General features: G+C 73.2%; 15 protein-coding genes, 1 tRNA gene and 1 pseudogene. 3 read left to right on the top strand and 14 right to left on the bottom strand.

The features are described 5' to 3' along the window. Window positions 1–1403, bottom strand: a pseudogene (locus AC3WRM_RS17925) (hypothetical protein); the annotation flags it as partial. A gap of 151 nt (window positions 1404–1554) precedes the next feature. Next, window positions 1555–2616: a poly(ethylene terephthalate) hydrolase family protein gene (locus AC3WRM_RS17920; protein WP_492248896.1), complete on the bottom strand. Its 1062-nt coding sequence runs from the start codon at window positions 2614–2616 to the stop codon at window positions 1555–1557. A gap of 269 nt (window positions 2617–2885) precedes the next feature. On the opposite strand from AC3WRM_RS17920, the gene AC3WRM_RS17915 reads away from it, so the two are divergent. Continuing rightward, entirely contained in the window at window positions 2886–5276 is a 2391-nt protein-coding gene (locus tag AC3WRM_RS17915) for a helix-turn-helix transcriptional regulator (protein ID WP_492248897.1), read from the top strand. A 34-nt stretch (window positions 5277–5310) separates the two neighbouring features. Here the strand turns inward: AC3WRM_RS17915 and AC3WRM_RS17910 are convergent, their stop codons facing one another. From AC3WRM_RS17910 to AC3WRM_RS17900, 3 genes are all read right to left on the bottom strand, one after another. After that, window positions 5311–6660, bottom strand: coding sequence for a hemolysin family protein (locus tag AC3WRM_RS17910; protein ID WP_492248898.1), 1350 nt, complete (start codon window positions 6658–6660; stop codon window positions 5311–5313). Window positions 6661–6767: 107 nt separating this feature from the next. After that, the gene (locus tag AC3WRM_RS17905; RefSeq protein WP_492248899.1) at window positions 6768–7106 is read right to left on the bottom strand and encodes a DUF1801 domain-containing protein; all 339 of its coding nucleotides are present in this window, start codon (window positions 7104–7106) and stop codon (window positions 6768–6770) included. Next, a complete protein-coding gene (locus AC3WRM_RS17900) occupies window positions 7103–8317 on the bottom strand; it encodes a GGDEF domain-containing protein (protein WP_492248900.1) in 1215 nt (404 codons plus the stop codon). The genes AC3WRM_RS17905 and AC3WRM_RS17900 overlap by 4 nt, the downstream gene beginning before the upstream one ends. 455 nt (window positions 8318–8772) lie before the next feature. Between AC3WRM_RS17900 and AC3WRM_RS17895 the strand changes: the two genes are divergently transcribed. Further along, window positions 8773–9225, top strand: a complete 453-nt coding sequence (locus tag AC3WRM_RS17895) for a C40 family peptidase (RefSeq protein ID WP_492248901.1) — start codon at window positions 8773–8775, stop codon at window positions 9223–9225. A gap of 185 nt (window positions 9226–9410) precedes the next feature. Here AC3WRM_RS17895 and AC3WRM_RS17890 read toward each other — a convergent pair whose 3' ends face one another. The 9 genes from AC3WRM_RS17890 to AC3WRM_RS17850 all read right to left on the bottom strand — a co-directional run bounded on the left by AC3WRM_RS17890 (window position 9411) and on the right by AC3WRM_RS17850 (window position 18291). Then, window positions 9411–10061 (bottom strand): helix-turn-helix domain-containing protein, encoded by a 651-nt coding sequence (locus tag AC3WRM_RS17890; protein ID WP_067853961.1) that lies wholly within the window; start codon window positions 10059–10061, stop codon window positions 9411–9413. Between the two features lie 10 nt (window positions 10062–10071). Then, the gene (locus AC3WRM_RS17885; RefSeq protein WP_492248902.1) at window positions 10072–11337 is read right to left on the bottom strand and encodes an allantoate amidohydrolase; all 1266 of its coding nucleotides are present in this window, start codon (window positions 11335–11337) and stop codon (window positions 10072–10074) included. Beyond that, window positions 11334–12515: an NAD(P)/FAD-dependent oxidoreductase gene (locus AC3WRM_RS17880; protein ID WP_492248903.1), complete on the bottom strand. Its 1182-nt coding sequence runs from the start codon at window positions 12513–12515 to the stop codon at window positions 11334–11336. Before AC3WRM_RS17880 ends, AC3WRM_RS17885 begins: the two co-directional genes overlap by 4 nt. Next, entirely contained in the window at window positions 12512–13843 is a 1332-nt protein-coding gene (locus tag AC3WRM_RS17875) for an FMN-binding glutamate synthase family protein (RefSeq protein WP_492248904.1), read from the bottom strand. The genes AC3WRM_RS17880 and AC3WRM_RS17875 overlap by 4 nt, the downstream gene beginning before the upstream one ends. 17 nt (window positions 13844–13860) lie before the next feature. After that, entirely contained in the window at window positions 13861–14604 is a 744-nt protein-coding gene (locus AC3WRM_RS17870) for a hypothetical protein (protein WP_492248905.1), read from the bottom strand. Further along, window positions 14592–15488, bottom strand: coding sequence for a class II glutamine amidotransferase domain-containing protein (locus tag AC3WRM_RS17865; RefSeq protein WP_492248906.1), 897 nt, complete (start codon window positions 15486–15488; stop codon window positions 14592–14594). The genes AC3WRM_RS17870 and AC3WRM_RS17865 overlap by 13 nt, the downstream gene beginning before the upstream one ends. Before the next feature lie 37 nt (window positions 15489–15525). Then, on the bottom strand, window positions 15526–16848 hold the full coding sequence (gene glnT / locus AC3WRM_RS17860; protein WP_492248907.1) for a type III glutamate--ammonia ligase: 1323 nt from the start codon (window positions 16846–16848) through the stop codon (window positions 15526–15528). Between the two features lie 201 nt (window positions 16849–17049). Further along, window positions 17050–17712, bottom strand: coding sequence for a response regulator transcription factor (locus tag AC3WRM_RS17855; protein ID WP_492248908.1), 663 nt, complete (start codon window positions 17710–17712; stop codon window positions 17050–17052). A 506-nt stretch (window positions 17713–18218) separates the two neighbouring features. After that, window positions 18219–18291: transfer RNA gene (locus AC3WRM_RS17850), tRNA-Thr, on the bottom strand. Between the two features lie 88 nt (window positions 18292–18379). On the opposite strand from AC3WRM_RS17850, the gene AC3WRM_RS17845 reads away from it, so the two are divergent. Further along, window positions 18380–18832, top strand: a complete 453-nt coding sequence (locus AC3WRM_RS17845; protein ID WP_492248909.1) for a hypothetical protein — start codon at window positions 18380–18382, stop codon at window positions 18830–18832. Window positions 18833–18917: the final 85 nt, after the last annotated feature.

The raw sequence follows: 18917 nt of genomic DNA, 5'->3' as shown, positions 1-18917 counted from the left end.
GTACCCGAGTTGTCCGTACCCGAGTTGTCCGTACCCGAGTTGTCCGTACCCGAGTTGTCCGTACCCGAGTTGTCCGTACCCGAGTTGTCCGTACCCGAGTTGTCCGTACCCGAGTTGTCCGTACCCGAGTTGTCCGTACCCGAGTTGTCCGTGCCCGAGTTGTCCGTGCCCGAGTTGTCCGTGCCCGAGTTGTCCGTGCCCGAGTTGTCGGTACCGGAGTTGTCGGTTCCGCCCGTGCAGTTGATGCCGCCCGAGGCGGCCTTGGCGTCGACGTCGACGCGCTCGAACCCGAGCTCCGCGGAGCCCAGGCCGTTCGGCGCGACACCGGGGATCGGCGCGATCGTGAGGTCGGCGTTGAGACCGTTCATGGACCCGGCGGCGTGGGTGCCGTCGGACGCCTCGACCACGTTCGTGATGCCGCCGTAGTTGAGCTCTCCGTCCAGGAGCCTGCTGAGCGCCTCGCCGACGGGCGAGCCGTTGAAGACCTCGCTGAGCTCGATCGAGAGGCCCGGTGCGATCCGGAAGACCGCGTCACCGATGCGAATCTGCATGTCCGGCAGCTCGGGGACCTCAAGGGAGGCACCGGCAGGCTTGCCGTTCGCCTTGGCGACGATCCTCCCCGGCGCGTCCGGACCACCCGCGTCACCGCCCCAGGAGACCCCCACGAGCCCGTCGAACAGACGGACGTCGGCGAAGGCCCAGGTCGCCTCGCTCTGCAGCGCCAGACCGTCGGCGCACACGGCGCTGTCGGGCACGAGACTGACCTCGCTGGTGTTCTGCCCCAGGTCCGCCTCGCCGACCGGGAAGATCGAGCCCGGCAGCGGGAACCCGAGGGTCGGGTCGATGAGGGTCAGCCTCCCCGTGTTCGTCTCGGCGTACGCGAGACGACCACCCTGCGCGACGGTCTGCGCGTTCCAGCGCGCCTCGGCGGAGCCGGTCAGCGCCTCGAGCGAGCCGAGCGTCGGGATGGTGAGGTTGCCGAAGTCCTGGTCGTCGAGCTGGCCGTCGACGACGGTCGTCGCGGCCGACTCGGCCTTCACCAGCTGCAGGTTGAGGCCGACGGCGCCGGCCCCGATCGGCGAGGCGCGGGCGTAGGAGCGCGACTCCGGGTCGTTGGCGATCGTCGACGGCACCGCGTAGGAGCCCACACCCGTTCCCTGGTACGGGTTCAGGCCGGCGCTGTCCGCCACCGCGACACCCTCCGCGACGTTGGCGCGCACGTTGATGCGGTTGTCGAGCAGCGACGCACCCGCGTACGCGCCGTAGTTGCGGATGGCGCCACTGAAGCCACCGGGCTCGTCCCCGGCCATCGCGGACTGCGCCGCCATCGTCAGGCCCAGCCCCACGAGGGCCGTGCCGGCGATGGTCGTCCGCCTGCGCCGCTGTCGTCGTTGTCGTCTCATGTCCTGCGTCATCGGTGTCGTCCTTTCAAGACGTCGTGCTCGTGGGCTGGAGGGCGACGTCTGTCGCCCTCCGTGGGCGTCCGGGATCGGCTCCCGTCGGGCGGGTCAGGATCCGGCGACCTCGCTCGTCCGCGACCGCGGTGCATCTCGGTCACAGTGCTCCGGCCGCGGCGTTGCGGCGGACGCGCAGCGGGTTCAGCGGATGGGTGATGAACGTCGTGTCGCGGGCGAGCCGGTAGTCCGAGCCCTCGAAGAACGTCGTCGCCTCGGCGTCGCCGGTGCCGCGGTACAACAGGAACGCGGTCGTGATGCCGGCGAACTCGTCGTCCGCCAGGTCCGTGCGCACGGGGCTGAAGTGGTCGGCGGTCCGGGCGGTCGCGAACCAGCCCGGCACCGACCGCACGAGCCCGCTCTGGGTGAGCAGCGGCCACGTGCCGGCCGGGACGGTCGTGTCCCTGGCACCGGCGAGGACGAGGACCGGCGTCCGCACGGTCGATCCGAGGGCGCCGGGCCCCGGCTCGATCGCGAGGGTCCCGCTGACCCGCAGCCGCGGGTCGAGCCGCTGCAGCAGGTCGGCCGGCACGCTCGCCGTCTGCAGCGCCGCGGCGCCGCCTGCGGAGTGTCCGGCCAGCAGCACCCGACCGAGGTCCACGCGGCCGTGCAGCGGCGACGTCGGGTCGGCGTCGAGCCGCCGGGCGGTCGCGAGCCCGAGCAGGTGCATCTCCGGTCCGGAGTTCACGAAGTCCGACGACACGGTCACCACGAACCCGTGGCTGGCCCAGTGGCGGGCCAGCGTGTCGTAGTTCCCGACGTCGGAGAAGATCCCGCCGACGAAGTCGACGACGGGGAGCCGTCCGTCACCGGGGACGTCGCGCGGGTAGTAGACGACCGAGCTGACCGGTGACTCGAAGCCGTAGGGGAAGGCGTTGCTGCAGCGGGGCTGCTCGTCGCCGATCACCAGCTGCAGGATCCACCGCTGCACGAGTCGGCAGTCGCCGAGCGAGGCCGTGGAACCCACGGCGTAGGGGCCCGGAGCGTCGGCGAACACGCTCTGGGCGTCGCCGGCGTCCGAGACGGCGGCGCCGACGGCCTCGGAAGCAGGGGCGGCGGCGACCGGCGACGCGGAGGCGGGCGCGGTCGCGAGACCGGCCCCGAGCGCGGCGACGGCCACGACCATGGCCGCCCGGCGCACGATGCTTCCTCTCAGTCCCACGGTGACCTCGTTCCGTCCTGCTTCCCCGTGCGGACACCCCGCTGCTGCCGGTCCACGACGACCGGGGCGGGGTGCCGCTGCTCTCCCGGCAGACCCTGGTGCGCCAGGGCCACGCGGGTCCACGACGAGGCGCGAACTTGCGTAGGCCGTCCATCCATTTGCGTAGTCCCTGGCTTGGTCCTGCGTCTCGCGGAGGAGCATGCTTGCCGACAAGTCACAGGAGACAGGGGGACTGCGACGTGGACGTGGCAGGACGACAACAGCAGAGCATGACGACGGCGCTCGAGGAGGGCCGGAGCATCGAGATCCGCGGTCGACGCCTCAGCGGACGCACGACGCTCCTCGATCGTCTGGCCGAGCTCTCGACGTCGCGCCGCGTGCCCCACCGGCGGGTGGAGGGCAGCGAGCCCCTGCGCGACCACCCGTTCGGCGCGCTGCTCATCAGCGGGCTGCTGGAGTCCGCCACGCTCGCCGGGCCCAACCCGCTGCGGGCAGCGGTCGAGGCCGTGCGACGACGGCTGCCGAGCACCGGTCCCGCTGCCCTGCTGGTGGACGACGCCGACCACCTCGACGCCCAGTCGGTCGCCGTGCTGCGGCACCTGGAACGGCGCGGTCTCGTCGTGGCGGCCGCGTACCGCACCGACCTCGCCGGCCGGGCGGCGCCGCGCGTCCTCAGCGGCGCGCCGGTCGTGGTCGACGCCCCGAGCCTCGCACCCACCGCCCTGCTGGCGACGCTGCGCGAGCGGCTCGGAGGGGCCGTCAGCGCGAGGCTGCTGAGCGAGGTGTTCGCCCTCTCCGGCGGGGTGGTCGGGGTCGCCGAGCACCTCGTGGACGACGGGGTCTTCGACGGCTCGATCACGCAGGTCGACGGCGCCTGGGACCTGCGCGCGACCCTGGTGTCGCGCTCCCTCGACGGACTCTGGCAGGCCTACCTGCGCGAGCTGTCCCCCGTCGACTGCCAGTGGCTGACCACGTTCGCGACGGCCGGTCGCTCGGGCCTCGGCGACCTGCCCCCCGCGGCGCTCGACGCGCTCGACCGGCTGGAGAGCCTCGGCCACGTGCGGACCGTCCGCCAGGGCGACCGACGCGCCGTCCTCGTGGCGGCGCTGCTCGCCGACCACGTCCGCCGGACCTCCGACGCCGTCGCCCGCTCCGCGTCCCCACCGATGTGGGTGCCACCCGTCGTGGTCGACGGGCCGACGCCGGGCTGCCCGGTCGGTCGCGTCCCTCGCGAGCTCGGCTGGCGCGCGCAGCTCGTCCGCCAGGCCGCGGCGCCGGACCCCCAGGACCTCTCGGCCTGCCTCATCTCCGCCGGAACGGCGGAGGGCCCGACGCTCGCTCGCGTCCTCGGCATCGCGGAACGGTCGACACGACTCACGTCCGACGAGACGGCGCTCACCTCAGCGCTCGAGCAGCTGGCGCGGTTCGACGACGGGTCCGACGACGTGCGGCTGGCCATCGCGGCGGCCACCACGGTCCTGGAGGTCGTGGCCGGCGGCGATCGCAGGACCGAGGCGCCGGCGGACGACCCGCGCGCCCACCCGCTCGCGCGCGCGAAGGCCTGCGAGGCGCGTCTCTACGTAGCCCTCGCCTCCGGGCGGACCGCTGCGGCGAAGCCCGACCTGCCCCTGGCGTCGGCGCTGGCGGAGGAGTCCGGGGAGGTCGTGCGCCTCGTCCCCCGGCTGCGGGGTCTGCAGAGCCTGGTGACCGCGTTCCGCGGCGACCTGCGGGGGACCCGCGCCCTCGTGACCCGGACCGTGGACGACGCCGTCGCCAGCGGCCGGCTCGACCAGGTCGCCTACCTCGGGTCGAGCGTGGGCGTGCTCATGCTCGTCGGAGGTCAGCTCGGGCTCGCCCGGCGGTACGTGGAGACCGCGCTGGCGCTCCCCTGGGAGGGTGCGGCCCAGGACAGCGTCTCCACGCCGCAGCTGGCCGCGGTCCTCTCGCTGTGGGACGACGACCCCGTCCTCGCCTCGGCCCTGCACACCTGGGCCCCCGACGCTCTCGAGCTCGGCCCCGACCCGTACGACACGGCCGCCTGGCGGCACACCGCCGTCCTCCGCTCGTCAGGACGGCCCGCGGACGCGTCGGAGACCCTCCTGGACCACGCCACGGAGGCACGCCGTCGGGGATGGACGAGCACCGCGGCGATCCTGGCCATCCACGCCCGGGACATCTGTTCCACACCACGGTCGCGGGAGCTCGCCGAGAGCTGCGCCGCCGAGGTGGACAGCCCGATGACGACCCTCTACAACCGTGCCCTCCAGGCACGGGACGCCGCCGATGCCGAGGCGCTGGCGACCCTCCGGCACGAGATGCTGGAGCACGGCGCCATCGTCGGGGCCTACCGCCTCACGCTCGCCGCCTCACGCCTGACGCCACCCGGGGCGCGGGCCCGTGCGCTCGCGGCGGACCTGGCGGAGCTGCGTCGTCTGCACCCGGAGGCGGTGTTCGTCGCCGAGCGGACCACGACCGGCCCCTCCCTGACCGCGCGCGAGCGCGAGGTCGTGATGGCGGTGCTGCAGGGCCGCTCCAACGCCGAGGTCGCACGCCAGCAGTTCGTGAGCGTGCGCACGGTCGAGTCGCACCTGCACCGTGCCATGAAGAAGCTGGGCGTGACGCGCCGCTCGGAGCTGCGCGACCTGGCCGACCTGCTCTGACGCGGGCGCCACACGGTGCCGGGACGGTGCGGCCTCAGCGCTCGGGGTCGTCGCGCCCGGTCTCCTCGCCCTCGCCGTCCGGCTCGGACTCCGCGTCGGCCCGTCGGACGAGGGTGACCCGGTCGATGCGGCGGCCGTCGACCGCGGTGACGGTCAGCCGGTACGGGCCGAGGTCGACGGTCTCCCCGACTTGGGGGATGTGGCCGAGCCTCTCGAGCACCAGGCCCGCGACCGTCGAGTAGTGGCCCGACTCGTGCAGCAGCTCGAGGCCGGTCAGCTCCTCGAGGTCGTCGAGGTGCATGCCGGCGTCGAGGTCGTCGCCCTCCGGCGAGTGCAGCAGCTCGGCCTTCTCGGCCAGGTCGTACTCGTCGCGGATCTCGCCCACGAGCTCCTCGATGATGTCCTCGAGGGTGACGATGCCGTCGGTCCCGCCGTACTCGTCGACGACGAGCGCGATGTGCACGCCCTCGCTGCGCATCTGCGCCATGGCCGGGAGGATCCGGTTCGTGCTCGGCAGCACGGGGATCTCGCGCACGATGTCGGCCACGACCTCCGCAGCGGAGTCGGTCGGCACCGCCAGCAGGTCGCGCACGTGCACGAAGCCGATGACGTCGTCGCTGGAGCGGCGGCGGGTCACCGGGTAGCGCGAGTGGGGCATGGCGAGAGCGGCGCCCGCGGCCTCCGCCAGGCTCATGCCGCCGTCGAGGAAGTCGACGGCACCCCGCGGTCGCATCACCTCGCGCAGGGTCCGGTCCGTCGCGGTGAACACGTCCTGGAGGATCTGGCGCTCGTCCTCCTCCAGGCTCTCGTGCGCTCCCACCAGGTCGCGCAGCTCGTCCTCGGTCATCTCCTCGCTCGTCGCGTGCGGGTTGCCGCCGAGCAGCCGCACCACCACGTTCGTCGAGAGCGACAGCAGCCAGATGACCGGCCGCATCAGCGTCGCGAAGCGCGACAGCGGCGGCGCCACGAGCAGGGCGATCGTGCCCGACTTCTGCAGCGCGAACCGCTTGGGCACGAGCTCGCCGAAGACGAGCGACAGGTAGGCGATGAGCAGCGTCATGCCGACGAGGGCGAGGCTCGAGGCGGCCCCGGGACTGAGTCCCAGCGCCTCGAGCGACGGCGCGACGTCAGGGGCGAGGGTCGAGGCTCCGTAGGCGGCGGACAGGAAGCCCGCCACGGTCACGCCGATCTGGACGGCGGCGAGGAACGTGTTGGGGTCGCGGGCCAGCTCGGCGACCTTGCGGCCTCGCGACCCGCTGCGCTCCATCTGGCCCAGCTGGCTCTCGCGCAGCGACACCAGGGCCAGCTCGGTCGCCGCGAACACGCCGCCCACGAGGACGAAGACCATGACGAGCGCCAGGTTGAGCAGGGTGCCGGTGTCCATCACGACCTCCCGTCGACGGACGGGGGGAGGTCGCGGCCGGTACTCGGAGGATGGTCCACGTCGGCCAGTCTAGGGACGAGCGGCGACGAGGCCACTCCCCGAGCCGGTCAGGCGCGGTTGTGGGCCACCGCCGCGCGCACCAGCGCGGTGAACGCGTCGGCGTCGAGCGTGTCGTCCTGGCGCAGGTCCACCGCCCTGCGCGTCCCCGCGTCGAGACTGGCGTTGAACACGTGGCTCGGGTCGTCGAGCGACGCGCCCCGCGCGAACGTCACCTTGACCTTGTCCTTGTAGGTCTCCACGGTGCAGAGCAGCCCGTCGCAGGAGAACGTCCGCACCCCGTCGGGGTTCGACGGCTTGCGCCACTTGACCTCCTCGACCGCGTCGGGCGCAGCCGCCTGGACGAGGTCACGCACCTGCTGCACCCGGTCGGCACGCCAGTCGCTCATGGGGCGATGGTAGGCGGTCTCGGGCCGTCGGGGGTGACGTCGTCGGCGTCGGACACGGCCACGCGGTCGCGTCCCTCGCTCTTGGCGACGTAGAGGGCACGGTCGGCGCGGCCGATCGCCACGTCGGGGTCGTCGCCCCGGCGGGCGACGGTCAGCCCGTAGCTGACCGTCGGCAGGACGGTGCCGTCCGGCAGCGTCCCGCGCTGCAGCGTGGCCCCGACCTGGTCCACCGCGGCGCGCGCCTCGTCGAGGTCAGCCTGGTCGAGGAAGAGCACGAACTCCTCGCCCCCGACGCGGCCGGCGAGGTCTCCCGGCCCGAGCGCCGACCGGCAGGCGGCGGCGAACATCTGCAGCGCGAAGTCGCCGGCCGCGTGCCCGTGCACGTCGTTGACCCGCTTGAAGTGGTCGAGGTCGGCCATCACGACGACACCGTGCACGGCGCGCCGGCGGTGCGCGCGCCAGCGCTGCGCCAGCTGCTGCATCAGCTCGTCCCGGTTGAGCAGACCGGTCAGGCCGTCGCGGGTGGCGCGCGCCCGCAGGTCGATCGTGTCGTCGGCGTAGCTGAGCGCCGTCATGCTGAACGACACCGTCGCCAGCATGACCGTGGTGACGAGGGTCGTGACCTGGCTGCCCAGGAACACGTCGAACAGACGCCCGTCCTGGCCGACCGCGAGGAACGCGACGAAGCGCGCCAGGTAGAAGAGCGCGACGCCGGTGCACATGAGGGTGAGCGAGCGCAGGATCGGTCGGTAGACGCGGGCCCGCGGCCCGGGGACGGGCAGCCGTCTCCAGGCACGGTGCAGCTCCGACGCCGCCAGTGCCAGGTAGATGGTCATGAGGCCGAGGAAGAACGGGCCGCCCGACCAGTCGTTGCGGCCCGGGTGGTCCAGCGCCGACGCGGCCAGCAGCGCCGCCAGCGACGCACCGACGAGCAGCCAGCTGACGCGCAGCCCGCTGACGGCGCGCGCACCGGCCCAGACGGAGGCCGCACCGCCCACGATGCAGACGTTGCCGAGCGGGTTGCCCCACCACTGCTGCGACGTGCCGTCGAGGAGGTAGGCGCCGGAGCCCGCGAGGAACGCGCCGAGGGCCACGCACCACCAGCCGGCGTAGGCGGACCGGGTCGAGCGGTACGCCACGAAGTAGAACAGCGCGAGCAGCGTGACCGCCACGACGGCGAAGGAGACGCGCAACGAGACGACGTCGAGCATGCTGGCCCCTGGACGGTACGACGGAACACGTCGATTCTTTCACGAGAGTGGGTCCGAAGTACCGGTGTCGCCACCCCCGGGCCCGTCGCACGCCGTGACCTTCGCCGCACCGACGTCGCGGGACCGGCTCCGGCGCCAGACCGTTCTCGACTGCAACGGCAGGGCAGAATGGGGTTCCTGGAGGTTCCTCCAAGGACACCGGAACGGTCATTCGCGCCCCGACCTGCCTGACGACCACCTATGCTCGCCGAGGCCTCAGACAAGGGAGGCCCGCGCACGGGTGCGCTGAGTCCACCCTCGCCCGTGCGATCCGCTAGACACATCCAGGGTGGAGCGGGACCGCCGAGCAGTCCGCGCCTCGTCACGAGGCGCTCGGGGCTTACCACCACGTGTGGCGTGCACCTTCCAGCACGAGCCCGACAGGTCACGTTCCGCAAGCGTCGTGAAGGAACCAGATGCGTCACGTCACGCGCGCCCTCGGCGTCGCCATGCTCCTGCTGTCCCTCTCCTTCGGCACCACGCTCGCTGCCGGCAGCGCCTCCGCGCTCACGCCGCAGGAGAACAAGAAGGTCATGAAGATCGCGAAGTCCCTGCGGGGCACGCCCTACAAGTGGGGCGGCACCTCGCGCTCGGGCTTCGACTGCACGGGCTACACCCGCTACGTCTTCCGCAAGGCCCACGTCACCACGCTCGGCCGCACCGCCGGCCAGCAGGCGAAGCAGGGCATCAAGATCTCCAAGTACCGCAAGCGCGTGGGCGACCTGATCGTCTTCTACGGCGGCAACGGCGCCTACCACGTCGGCATCTACGCCGGCGACAACACGATCTGGCACTCGCCGCGCACGGGCCAGTCGGTCAAGCGCGAGCGGATCTGGAGCAGCTCCTACAAGGTCCGCCGCATGGGCTGACCGCCCCGCAGTACCCGTGATGGGCCGGCGAGCGTCTCGACGCCGCCGGCCCGTTCGTGTCCCCGCCCCCTCTGCGCGTTTGCGTGGGGCCCCACGGAAACGCGCAGATCCGGCGCACGGTTGCGTGGGGGCGAGCCGGTTTGCGTGGGGCCCCAGGCAAACGAGCCCGTCCCGGCGGCCTGCTTTCAGACGCTGGCGTCGGGGAAGGCGATCACTGAGAGGAAGCGGATGGGCAGCTCCTTGAGCTCGACCGGGCCGTGCGCGCCCTCGCCGTCGAGCTGCAGCGAGTCGCCCGGGCCCAGCTCGTAGGTCTCGCGGCCGTGGCCGTAGACCATGCGGCCCTCGAGGACGTGCAGGAACTCGGTGCCCGGGTGCTGGAAGAGCGGGTACGTCTGGCTGTCCTCGGTCAGCGTCACCATGAGCGACTCCAGCCGCTTGTGCTGACCGCGGAGGGCGCCGAGCAGCTCGTACTCGTGCCCCTCCTTGGTGCCGTGCCGGGCGATGCGCGGACCCTGCCCCGCCGGCGTGAACACGGCCTGACGCTCCTCGTCGGCGCCCCGCACGAGGGAGGTGACCGGCACGTCGAGCCCGGTCGCCAGGCGTTGCAGCGTGGCGAGGCTGCACGACGTCTGCGCGTTCTCGATCTTCGACAGCATCGCCTTCGACAGCCCGAGCCGCTGCGCCATGTCGGCGACCGACAGCCCTGCCGCGGTGCGGTGGTGCCGGACGTTGACCGCGATGGCCTGCTCGAGCGCCATCGCCTCCACCGGCTCCGCCGGGTCGCGGTCGCGGGCGCTGCCGGCGGCGTTGCGCAGCAGCGGCGCGTCGTCGGTCATGCGGGCGATCCTAGCGGTGCCCCCGCGGTGCCAGCAGGTCCTGCAGCACGGCGGCGAGGGCGGCCGCACCCGCCTCGGCGTCCGCGTCGTCGACGTGCTCCTCCGGCGAGTGGGACACCCCCGTGGGGTTGCGCGTGAAGAGCATCGCCGACGGGACGTGTGCCGCGAGGACGCCGGCGTCGTGCCCTGCACCCGTCGCCAGCACCGGCGCGTCGGGCAGCACGTGGCACAGGCGGTCGCGCAGGCCGGCGTCGAAGCGGACCTGCCCGCTGTAGGACTCCTCGACGAGCTCCACGGTGCAGCCCTCGGCCGCGCACACGGCGTGCGCCTCCTCGAGGACCTGCGCGACGAGCGCGCGCGTGACGTCGTCGTCGGGGTGCCGCACGTCGAGCCACAGGTCGACGCGCGACGCGATGACGTTCGTGCCGCCCGGGACGGGCTGGAGGCGTCCGACCGTCGCCCGCGCGTCGGGGCGGCTGCGGGCCAGGTCGCGGACCGCGACGACGACCTGGGCGGCGGCGACCATCGGGTCGCGCCGGTCGGCCATGAGCGTCGCGCCCGCGTGGTTCCCCTCCCCCATGACGGTCAGGCGCCAGCGGCCGTGCCCGAGGATCGAGGAGGCGACGGCGACCGGCTGGTCGAGGTCGACGAGACCGCGACCCTGCTCGACGTGCAGCTCGACGAAGACGCCGATGCGGCGCAGCGCCTCCTCGTCGCGGCCGAGGTGCACGGGGTCGAGACCGGCACGGGTGAGCGCGTCCGCGAGCGACGTGCCGTCGGCGTCCACCAGGCCGAGCACCCGGTCGGGGTCCTGCTCGCCCGTCATCAGCTGTGAGCCGAGGCAGGCGCGCCCGAAGCGGCCACCCTCCTCCTCCGGGAACGCGACGACCGCCAGCGGGCGGTCACCGCGGACGCCCCGGGCGTCGAGGAGGTCCAGCGCCGCGAACGCCGACGCGACCCCGAGCGGTCCGTCGAACTCCCCGCCGCCGGGCACGGAGTCGAGGTGGCTGCCGGTCACGACGGCGTCGTCGAGCGACCCGTCCGGCGCGGCGCGCCACGCCCAGAGGATGCCGTTGCGGTCGGTGACGACGTCAAGCGAGCGTCGCCGCGCCTCGGCCTCGAACCACGTGCGCAGCTCGAGCTCGGCGGCCTCGTACGCGAACCGCGAGTAGCCGCCGCGCCGCGGGTCCCGACCGACGTCGCGCACGTCGGCCAGGAGCGACGCGACGGTGGCCGGCGGACGTGACCGCAGCGGCGACGGGGCGGAGCCGGTCACCGCATCTCCCCCGCACCGACGTAGGGGTGCAGGCTGGTCAGGAGGTCGCCCTCCGCGAAGCGCGACAGCCGGAAGTCCGACGCGGGCACGTCGGGGTCGGTGCTGTCGCCCTCGAGCACGAGGTCGGCGACGAGGTCGCCCACCGCGGGGCTGATCTTGAAGCCGTGCCCCGCGAAGCCAGCGGCGAGCACGAGGCCGTCGACGTCCCCGACCGGGCCGATGACCGGGTTCCAGTCCGGCGGGACGTCGTAGACGCCCGCGTACGTGTGGGTGACCGACGGGTCGGGGAAGCCGGGGAACCGGTGGAGCAGCTTCTCGGCGTACGCCTCGAGGGTGGCCTCGCTCGCGATGTTGGAGTAGTGGTCGGGGTCGACGAGCTGGTGGCCGAAGTCGGCGTGGTCACTGGTGCCGACGAGGAACTGCCCGGACCCCTCGAGCCGGCAGTACTGCAGGCTCACGAGGTCCGAGACGACGGGCAGGTCGGGCAGCGGCTCGCCGGTGTCGACGACGAGCAGCTCCGAGCGGTACGCCTCGACCGGGAAGTGCACGCCGAGGTCGGCGAGGAGCCGGGCGGACCACCAGCCCGCCGCGACGACGACCAGGTCGGCCCCCACGAGCTCGCCGTCGGCCAGCTCGACACCCGTGACCCGGCTGTCCGACGTGACGATCCGCGCGACCGGGGCGTTCTGGCGCACCCGCGCCCCGTGGGCGCGGGCTCGCTGGCCGTGGTGCAGGGCCAGCTGGGTGGCGTCGGCGAACCCGCCGCGCGGCTCGTAGGCGCCGAGCACCACGTCGTCGACGTTCATCATCGGCCACAGCGCGGCGACCTGGTCGGGGTCGAGGAGATCGACCTCGATGCCGAGGCCCTGGTGCATGGCCGTGTTGTCCTTCAGTGGTCCGGCGTTCTCCTCGCCGACGACCACCGTGTAGCCGACCTGGCGGAACCCGACCTCGGCCCCGAGCGCCTCGAGGACCGGCAGGCTGCGCCAGGCCATCGCCGCGATGGACGGCACGCCGTAGTGGGCGCGCACGATGCCGCTGGACTTGCCGGTGCCGCCGCTCGCGAGGAGCCCGCGCTCCAGCACGACGACGTCGCGGAGCCCGCGTTCGGTGAGGGCGCGCGCGATCGACAGCCCGATCAGCCCGCCGCCGACGACGACGGCACGCGAGGCGGTCACCAGGACCCGCCCGCGGCCTGGCCGGGGATCCACGACGTGCCCGCGAGCGGGACCCGCGCCATCGCGGCGGCCTCGATGGTGATGGCGACGAGGTCCTCGGGCTCGAGGTGCTGCAGGTGCGCCTTGCCGCAGGCCCGCGCGATGGTCTGCGCCTCCATGGTCAGCACGCGCAGGTAGTTCGCCAGGCGTCGCCCGCCCTCCACCGGGTCGAGCCGCTGCTGCAGCTCCGGGTCCTGCGTCGTGATGCCCGCGGGGTCCTTGCCCTCCTGGAAGTCGTCGTAGGCCCCGGCGCTGGTGCCGAGGGCCTCGTAGTCGGCCTGCCAGCGCGGGTCGTTGTCGCCCAGCGCGACCAGCGCCGCCGTGCCGATCGCGACCGCGTCGGCCCCGAGGGCCATCGCCTTCGCCACGTCGGCCCCGGTGCGGATGCCGCCGGAGACGATCAGCTGCACCTTGCGGTGCACGCCGAGCTCCTGCAGCGCCTGGACGGCCTGCGGGATCGCCGCGAGCGTCGGGATGCCCACGTGCTCGATGAACACCTCCTGCGTGGCGGCCGTCCCGCCCTGCATGCCGTCGACCACGACGACGTCGGCGCCGGCGTGCACCGCCAGCTTGACGTCGTAGTAGGTGCGCGTGGCGCCGACCTTGACGTAGACGGGCTTCTCCCAGTCGGTGATCTCGCGCAGCTCGCCGATCTTGATGGTCAGGTCGTCCGGGCCGGTCCAGTCGGGGTGGCGCGACGCGCTGCGCTGGTCCACCCCCTGCGGGAGCGTGCGCATCTGGGCGACCCGCTCGGTGATCTTCTGCCCCAGCAGCATGCCGCCGCCCCCGGGCTTGGCCCCCTGGCCGAGCACGACCTCGATCGCGTCGGCCTGGCGCAGGTGGTCGGGGTTCATGCCGTAGCGCGACGGCAGGTACTGGTAGACGAGGTGCTTGCTCTGGCTGCGCTCCTCCGGCGTCATGCCGCCGTCACCGGTCGTCGTCGACGTGCCGACCTCGCTCGCGCCGCGACCGAGCGCCTCCTTGGCCCGGCCCGACAGCGCGCCGAAGCTCATGCCGGCGATCGTCACGGGCGTCTCGAGGTGGAGCGGGTACGTGGCGTGCCGGTCGCCGAGGACGACGTCGGTGCCGCACCGCTCCCGGTAGCCCTCGAGGGGGTAGCGCGACATGCTCGCGCCCAGGAACAGCAGGTCGTCGAAGTGCGGGAGCGGACGCTTGGCGCCCCAGCCCCGGATGTCGTAGATGCCGGTGTCGGCGGCGCGCTGGATCTCCGCGATGGTGGCCGGGTCGAACGTGGCCGACGTGCGCGGCTGCGTGCGGTACTGGGTCATGGTCGCTGCCCTCGCTGTCAGTAGGCCGACGTGTTGTCGACGTGGAAGTGGTAGAGGCTGCGGGCCGAGCCGTAGCGCGTGTAGGCGTGGGTGTCGTCGTCCTCGTAGCCGGCGCTCTTCAGCAGGGTCGCGAGCTCCTCGTGGTGCTCGGGTCGCATCTCCTTGGCCACGCAGTCGGCGCCCAGCGACGCGACCGCGCCACGCACGTAGATGCGCGCCTCGTAGATGGAGTCGCCGAGCGCGTCGCTGGCGTCGCCGCGGACGACGAGCCGGCCGGCCTGCGCCATGAAGGCGCTCATGTGGCCGATGCTCCCGCCGACGACGATGTCGACCCCCTTCATGGAGATCCCGCAGCGGGCGGCCGCGTCGCCCTCGACGACGAGCAGCCCGCCGTGCGCGGTGGCGCCCGCCGACTGCGACGCGCTGCCCTTCACCCACACCGACCCGCTCATCATGTTCTCGGCGACCCCGACGCCCGCGTTGCCCTCGACGACGACGTCGGCGGACTGGTTCATGCCTGCCGCGTAGTAGCCGACGTGGCCCTTGACCGTCACGGTCATCGGACGGTTCAGCCCGACGGCGACGCTGTGCCGCCCAGCCGGGTGGGTCACGACGACGTCGTCGACACCGAGGTCGGGGTCGTGCAGACGGGCGTTGACCTCGCGGAGGGTGCTGACGGCGAGGTCGAGCTCGAGCGTGTCGGTCATGCTGAGGTCCTTCGGGTCGCGGGTCGGGGAGAGCGTCGCGGTCAGCGGGTCCATGCGTAGATCCGCTCCGGCTCCGGCTCGAACAGGCGGGCCGACTCGATGCCGGGCAGCCCGACGAGCGCCCGGTACTCCGACGCCATGGCGACCCAGTCGTCGGTCTCGGCGACCACGGCCGGCTTGCAGGCGATGGCGTCGCGCACGACGGCGAAGGAGTCGCGGTTCGAGACGAGGAGCGTGTAGAAGCCGTCGAACGTGCGGCACAGCTCCTTGAGCGCGGTCTCCACGTCGAGGCCGTCCTCGAGGCACTGGGCGACGAAGCGGGCGCCGACCTCGGTGTCGTTGGCGCTGTCGAACCGGACGCCGCGTGCCTCGAGCTCGCGGCGGATGGTCGGGTAGTTGTGGAACGAGCCGTTGTGCACCATGCACTGGTCCGGGCCGACGGCGTAGGGGTGGCTGCCGGCCGGGGTCACGGCCGACTCGGTGGCCATGCGCGTGTGCCCGACGCCCTGCCAGCCCTGCGCGGCCGGCAGGCCGAAGGCTGCGGCGAGGTCGCGCGGACGTCCGACGCCCTTCAGTACCGCGAGGTCCTCGCCGAACCCGATCACGAGCGCGTCCGGAGCCGCGGCGCGCACCGCGGCGGCGAGCGTCGACGCGTCGACCGCCGCGTGCACGAGCAGCGTCGGGCCGGCGGTCGTGACGTCGACGCTGCCGCCCACGGCTGCCGCGAGCTCCTCGGCGAGGGCGGGGGCGTCGAGGCCGTCGGCGAGGACGGACACGGTGGCCGTGCCGGGCGGGGCCCACGTCGGGTCGCCGTAGACGGCGACCCCCGCGGAGTCCGCGCCGCGGTCCTCCATCTCGCAGAGCATGCCGGTGAGCAGCTCACCGAGTCGGGGGTGCAGGTCGGGGTTGCGGAGGTGGAGTCCGACGATGCCGCACATGGGTGTCTCCTTCAGGTGGGTCAGGGGGCGGGCCGGCTCAGAACGCCGTCAGGTAGTGGTCGACCTCCCAGGCGCTCACCTGGCTGTGCCAGGTGAAGAACTCCTCGCGCTTGAGCCGGGCGAAGTAGCGGGCGACGTCGGGGCCGACGCTGTCGAGCACGCCGGACACGGCGGTGTCGGCCTCGAGGGCCTCCACCGCGTGCAGGAGGGTGAGCGGCAGGGGCGCACGGTCGGCGTCGTCGCTCCCCCCGGGCGCGCCGGGGTCGAGGCGGCGCTCCACCCCGTCGAGCACCGCGCCGATCGCGCCGGCGGCCGCCAGGTACGGGTTGGCCGAGCCGTCGCCGCCGCGCAGCTCGATGCGGTTGCCGTCGGGCACACGCACCAGGTGGGTGCGGTCGTTGCCGCCGTAGGTGGGCACGCGCGGCGCCCACGACGCACCCGACGTCGTCGCGACCGCGCCGGTGCGCTTGTAGGAGTTCACGGTGGGCGCGACGAGCGCCTGCAGCGCGCCGGCGTGCTCGAGGACGCCGGCGATCGCCTGGTAGGCGAGCTCGGACAGGCCCAGCCCGCGCGGGTCGTCGGCCGCGGGGAAGAGCGGCTCGTCGTCCTTCCACAGCGACAGGTGCATGTGCAGGCCGCTGCCGGTGCGGTCGCCGAACGGCTTGGGCATGAAGGTCGCGGTCATGCCACGCTGCTCCGCGAGCATCGAGATCAGGTAGCGCGCGGTGATCACGCGGTCCGCGGTGGTGAGGACGTCGGCGTAGTCGAAGTTCTGCTCGAACTGGCCGTTGCCGTCCTCGTGGTCGTTGGCGTAGTTGCCCCAGCCGAGCTGGTTCATCGCCGTCGAGACCGACGCGAGGTGGTCGAACATGCGGGTCACGCCGCGCGCGTCGTAGCAGGGGCGGGCGGCGGAGTCGGAGGGGTCGGCGGTGACGAGGGCGCCACGCTCGTCCTTCGCCACGAGGAAGTACTCGATCTCGGCGCCGAGGTAGACCGAGAGGTCGCGCTCGGCGGCGCGCTCGATCATCCGACGCAGGATCACGCGCGGGGCGAAGCGCCACGGCTCACCCTCCACGTGGGGGTCGCAGTGGACGAGGGCGAGGCCCTCCTTGACGAACGGCACCGGCGTGAACGAGGCCGGGTCGGGGATCGCCATGATGTCGGGGTCCTGGGGCTCCTGGCCCATCGCGCCCGCGGCGTAGCCGGCGAAGCCGACGCCCTCGCGGGCGAGCTCCTCCACGGCCTCGACGGGCACGAGCTTGGCGCAGGGCTTGCCGGTGAGGTCGACGAACAGGGCCAGGATGAACGTCGTCTCGCTCTCCTTGGCCAGGGTCGCCAGGGGGGATGCGGTGCTGGTCATGCTGCTCCTCGGGGTGCCGCGCCGGTGCGAGGCCCGCACTGCGAGCCTATCCACTGACGTGAATCGTTGTCTACTTGAAGTAGACAGAACGCAGATGACGGCCTGATTACCCGGGCGTGAGAAGTCCGTGTCGTCCCGTCCGGGTGACGTGGGCCGGCAGCGGAGCCGGATCCGCGACGTGCGCTCGGGACCGCCTCGTCGCTACGCCAGGCCGGTGCGGGTCGCCCTGCGCACGGCCTGGATGCGGTTGGCGGCATCGAGCTTGCCCAGGATGCGCTCCACGTGCGTCTTGACCGTGCTGAGGGACAGATGCAGCTCCACGGCGATCTCCCGGTTCGTGGCACCGGTCGCCATCGCACGCAGCACGTCCAGCTCACGGTCGGTGAGTCCGGCGTCCCCGGCCAGCACGAACGCCACGATCTCCTCCTCCAGCACGGCCCGGGCCTGCTCGACCGCCGCGAGCGCGTCATCGCCCAGCTCACCCGAGACCACCACCCGCAGCGCCCCCACCGCACGACCGTCGTGCGTGAACACGCAGGAGACGGCATGGCACTCACGCGAGGCACCCGGGACGGACTCCCGCGGCAACGGGGCCGACGCGCTGACGTCCCGCTGCTCGGCCGCCCGACCGGGCCGCTCGCCGTAGGCGAAGACCGGCAGCTCGGGCCCCGCCGGACGACGTCTGATGGTCAGCAGGGCCGAGGTCAGCGGGACGGCGGCCTGCAGGTCCAGCAGCGCCCCCACCACCCGCGACCGTGCCGTGACGGCATTCGTCGCCTCCGCTCCACCAACAGGCGGTGCGGGCACGTCGTCGGCCCCCGGGACCACGCGCAGGTCCGCACGGGGGGTCTCGTGGCCCTCCATGGCTGTCCCTCCCCCTTGATGTGCTTCCCGAGACCGAGGGACCGATCGGTCACGACCTCTCCCGTGTCGGCAGGCGGTCCGCGCCGACCCGACGGCCAGGAGCGCAGGGCCCGGAGGCACGGCTTCGCGGGCGACCGTGCGGTCTCGAGGTGTTCCCCACCCCACCGACGAGCCCGCGCCGCCAGGAGCGTCGGAGCGACGCGCAGAGCTCGGCTGACACGACCCGGGTGGGCCGCGCACCCAGTGTGGGACCGGGGACAGGAGCCGTCACGCCCGGCGGCTTCGCCGCGATGATCCTCCCGATCCCAGCCGGAGTCTCCTCGCTGGCGCTCGGAGCGAAGGACAGGAGCCGTCACGCCCGGCGGCTTCGCCGCGATGATCCTCCCGATTCCTGTCGGAGTCTCCTCGCTGGCGCTCGGAGCGGAGGACAGGAGCCGTCCCTGAGGGACGGCTGCGCCGTGGAGGGTCCTCCCGATTCCTGTCGGAGTCTCCTCGCTGGCGCTCGGAGCCTCCGACAGGAATCGAACCCGCGACATCCTTATTACAAGTAAGGCGCTCTACCGACTGAGCTACGGAGGCGTGCGGACCCATCGTAGGGCCGGGCGCGTCACCGGCGGGCGGTTGTGTCGTTCTCTACGGTGGAAGGTCGTCCACCCCGGGAGGTCCCGTGCGCATCCGCACCCTCAGCACGGCCGCCGCCTGCGCCGTGCTCCTCATGCTCGCCGTCGGCGCGGTCGCCCTGACCTCCCTCGGCGACGGTGGCGACCCGTCGGCCGCCGCCGAGCCCCGACCCGCGACCAGCAGCCCGACCCCCACCCCGCGCAGCACCGAGCCCGGCACCGACCGCGAGCGGCGCGACGAGAAGGGCGACGACTCCCCCGACGAGCGCGGCGAGCGCGACCGGGACGCAGCCACGTCGAGCGGGCGCACCCCCGACCGAGGCTCCGCGTCGACGACGGCTGCCCCACCGACGACGCCGGCGGCCACCCCCACCCGGCCCACCACGCCCAGCCCCCGGCCGACCACCCCGACCCAGCGACCCACCCCGTCGCCGTCGCCGTCCCCGAGCCCCTCCCCAGGCATGCTCGAGGGGCTGCTCGACCCGATCATGGGGCGCTGACGCCTAGGTGTGATGTCCAGGGACGTTGTTTCTCTGGATAGGTGAAGGCCTCCGGGGTGAGAGTGGAGCTGTCTAGGTTCCGTCT

This window comes from Aeromicrobium sp. EU05-FHT14F07 (genome assembly GCF_058790455.1).
Note: the sequence above shows the minus strand (reverse complement) of the source record. Positions and strands in the feature narration are given on the sequence as shown.